The sequence below is a fragment of the Runella zeae DSM 19591 genome (assembly GCF_000423565.1).
Lineage (GTDB): Bacteria > Bacteroidota > Bacteroidia > Cytophagales > Spirosomataceae > Runella > Runella zeae.
On record NZ_KE384053.1, the window covers coordinates 3,528 to 7,284 of the forward strand.

4 protein-coding genes are annotated in these 3,757 nt (G+C 33.4%); 1 reads left to right on the plus strand and 3 read right to left on the minus strand.

Features of this window, described 5'->3' with window-relative positions; genetic code table 11:
• Positions 1-117: 117 nt before the first annotated feature.
• From G563_RS0133290 to G563_RS0133300, 3 genes are read right to left on the minus strand one after another with little or no spacing between them, the layout of a single operon-like run.
• Positions 118-786 (minus strand): hypothetical protein, encoded by a 669-nt coding sequence (locus tag G563_RS0133290; protein ID WP_028669141.1) that lies wholly within the window; start codon positions 784-786, stop codon positions 118-120.
• Positions 786-1,772: a DevR family CRISPR-associated autoregulator gene (locus tag G563_RS0133295; protein ID WP_028669142.1), complete on the minus strand. Its 987-nt coding sequence runs from the start codon at positions 1,770-1,772 to the stop codon at positions 786-788. Before G563_RS0133295 ends, G563_RS0133290 begins: the two co-directional genes overlap by 1 nt.
• Positions 1,773-1,783: 11 nt before the next feature.
• The gene (locus G563_RS0133300; protein ID WP_028669143.1) at positions 1,784-3,331 is read right to left on the minus strand and encodes a hypothetical protein; all 1,548 of its coding nucleotides are present in this window, start codon (positions 3,329-3,331) and stop codon (positions 1,784-1,786) included.
• A gap of 152 nt (positions 3,332-3,483) precedes the next feature.
• On the opposite strand from G563_RS0133300, the gene G563_RS38375 reads away from it, so the two are divergent.
• Positions 3,484-3,757 (plus strand): hypothetical protein (locus G563_RS38375; protein WP_211235283.1); only part of this gene is annotated, 274 nt, incomplete at its 3' end.

Genomic DNA, 3,757 nt, shown 5'->3' on the forward strand with positions numbered 1-3,757 from the left:
TCTACATATCATCCGCAGGTTCACCATAAATATCGCATCATTAACGTTGGTTGTTTCTTCCTATCGCATTTACCTAACTGAAGGAGAAATCTTGCACAATGATATTTATATGAACTCTTAATTAAACAATGTAAAGCTTTTTGATGCACCTACTATTTGTAATGGCAACACTAATATTTGCTTCGACCTTTTTACTGTCGCATTGGAGTAACTATTTACATTATCAAAAGTCGCTTTTTCATCAAAATCGTCATACGACTGTAAGACTCCCATAACTCCTTTTTTAGCATCAAATGGCTTAACGTTGGCTTCTGAAGGGTTATCATTAAATTCCAAAAACTGAAAAAAACAACCTCTTTTCCCAAAATAATTGATTTTATACAAATATTTCGAGAGATATTGTTTTGCTTCAATTGCCGAAACTTCAAAAATGATTTCAATCTTGTCTGAGATGAAAACATATTCTCTGAAAGAAATGGTTGGCTTAAATCCACTTCCCTCCCTTACTGGTTCTTGAATTTTAACGAATGAATTGTTTACACAAAAACTATTTGAATCAGGTATATAAAAACTTATTTTTGAATCACGAATAAACCCAAATTCTTGACTTTTTTTCTCCTCTAATTTTGACAAATCACCACCAATCGTAATGGCTTGATTAAGAATTGCCATTTTTATAGAATAAGGCGAAGGCAAAAAAAGGGATTTTGCTCCTTTATTCGTTGAATTACTTTCCTTTAAAGAAAAAAGTGTTGTTGGTTGAAAAATTGCCGAAAACCTCATCATCAGGAAATTTTGTAGGGTTCATACGTCATTAAATCTGCAATGATTTCGGCAAGATTACCTAAGCCATCAAATTTTTTCAGTTCAATCATATCTGACTCTATCTTGTTCAAGCTGTTAGCAATTTTCGTGATTTCAGCTTGGTAACCATCATTTATAGCACTGATAGTTGGAGCAGGAGTTAGTTTACTTGAAATTGCAACAACTCCTTTAAAATCAGTAATATGTGGCTTTTGGGTACTCGTCATAGCCCCTTTTGGATTGATAAATGAACTCAATAAACTTTGCAATAGTGCTTTATAGCGCGCGGCTCTATCAACTCCATCTGGATATTTTCTTGAAATATCATTAAATCCAATACGGTAAACGTCTATACTACAGACGAAGGCATACACTCCATGGTTGGCGGGACGATGGAAAATATTTTGTCCTTCATTACTTCCTGTTGTTTCTGTACTTCCAGCATTCGTAACAAGTTTTGTATGCAAGTAACTTTCAGTATTAGTTTTATTGGGGATTCCCACTGTCCAACCAAATTCAACTGTTGATTTTCTTGGCGTGTTTGAACTGTTTTTATTCTCTCCAATTTTGTCAGTAATCAAAATTCCATGCGTATCGCAAACTGTACAAATATCAATCATCGCATCAATAACATCAGCAGCAGTACCGTTCGCTTTAGCAATATTATTTTTAGAATAACTCCCTAATTCTTCCCCAGAAATTCTGTTCGGATTTAAAGCTTCTGCATATTTGCTCAAAGGCAATTGTTGTTCTTTAGCAATTTGAGCCAAATGAACGGCATGTATATGCTTAAACATATCGCCAGAGATAGCATTGACGGTATGTATTTCCCCTTCTTTATCAACAATTGTTACTTGACGAGTGATAATTTGATTTCCTTCACCTCCTTCATTATTTAAAGAATGAAGATTTAGCGTAATTTCTCCACTGATTGAGATTGAGGCAATTATTTTTTTAGCTTCAGCCATTTTGGTAGTGTTTATTGGTTAGTATCTTCTTGATTATCTTGCATTTGCTCAGTTTCGTCTGGCTCTTGTACGTTTTCTTTTGATGAAAGAGCAAAGCCATAAGACGCTAATAATGCACCTACTAAACGAGGAGGATTACTGTCTAAAATATCATAAAATCTCATCAATTCTCCTTCTTTTACATTGGCTCTAAGAGCTTTACCTCCATTCTTTTCAGCATTTCTTCCTGTTTCAGCATTATAAGTACTGATAAACTCACCAATGAAAGTTGCTAAATCTTCCTTTGATTTAGATTTGTTTTGAAGCTGCTGAGCTAGACCATATCGAATATCAAATTTTCGTTGGTCTTTAGGTGTGTACTGAAGACTTACAGTACTTCTTCTAATAGCACCCGCGACAGCCTTAAAACCTTCATTGTTGATAATTTCACTTAATTTTGGTTCCATATTATGATAAAATTTGTTTAAATGTTCAATTTTAAATGCCCTTACAAATTTGTTCCCTTTGGTCAATTGTTGCATTAAATAACCGGAGTACCAGTAATTGAATTTTGAAAAATGACCCAACGCTGAGTTAGATACACTTCCAAGAAAATCCCTATAGGCTTGTAATCCTTGCATTGAATCACCTAATTCTTCAATGTTCGATATTAAAGATTTTTGCTGGCTTAGAATTTCAATCCATTCTAAACTCTCATCCTTATTTTTATACTCAACAAAATCTGGAGTTTGAATAAAGGCAATATTAGCCACCGCCTTATTTTGACCCAAATCCTTTTGATAAACAGAATGAAAGCCCTTTATTGTGTTTTTTACCTTTCCTTTATTGTATTCGGGTGTTTCTTTTATAAACTTTTCAGTAAAATCAAGAATGTTTATAATATCCAATTTTATTGGTGAAGTACTTTTCAGGTGCTTTTTAAAATGACACACAACATCTTTTGCTTTGTGCAATAGAATATCATTAAACTCGGGGACAAATACCTTTAAGTCATACGAAGACCCAACTTTTACATACTGGCAAACCATCATATCTAATGCACCCGAAATTTTCATCGTTTCAGAAATCCAATTAGAGTCTAGATTACCCATGGAAGGATTGTTCGCTTTTCCTCGGTTCAGCCCTTTCCCTTGATTCGGGTTATATAACTGCTGAGATGTTGGCTTTTCATCTGCTAATTTAAATGACCTTTTTGCAATAGGTTGGTCGGTATAGTAATTTAAAATCTCTTTAACCAGTAATCGAAAATTGTCCCTATTCTGGTGAAAGTTATCGAAGAGTTTACTAAATGATGCGTATGGGTTCTTGATTATTTCCCTGTACACATCAAACTCAGCATCTAGCTTTTTGCCAAATTCTGACAGTTTTTCTTCTGCTAGTTTCTTACGTTCAACTTTCTTTTGCTCTACATTGAAGAGCTTATTGCTTTCAATTTCAGCAAATCGCTTCTTATAATTATCTAACTCAACCTTTTGGGCAGGATAATTGAAATAGTCATTCACCAGAAGACCATCTGGAACCTCTTGACTTGCATCTTTTTTGATAAATTTTAATATCAAGAAATATGACAAGTTATCTAAAAGCTCGTTTGTTAAAGGTTTATTGCTACTTACACAATAAAAACTCCCCTTATCTTCAATAGACTTGTTCTTTTGCTGATAATCAATATTTTATGATATATTTGCGGTAATTAACATTTTAATAAGTTATTATGAAATCACAAAGAATTAGTATATTTAGTAATATAAAATCTGATAGAGATTTTCGAGCTACAACAGGCCTTAGTAAAGAGGAGTTTAATAGGTTATCTGAAAAGTTTTCTTGTTATTATACTCCAACAGTTCTATCAGGATTTCCTAATGGGTTTGGTAACAATAGTATATTTCAAAACTCAAAAGAAGCTTTGTTTTTTTTATTATATCATTATAAAGTAGCGACTACTTATGATGTTCTTGCTATTAGTTTTGGCATCGGAAGAGCTACCG

Bases quoted from the DNA above. Each gene is read 5' to 3' on its own strand.
- G563_RS0133295 (WP_028669142.1), bottom strand. From the start codon at position 1,772: ATGGCTGAAGCTAAAAAAATAATTGCCTCAATCTCAATCAGTGGAGAA.
- G563_RS0133290 (WP_028669141.1), bottom strand. From the start codon at position 786: ATGATGAGGTTTTCGGCAATTTTTCAACCAACAACACTTTTTTCTTTA.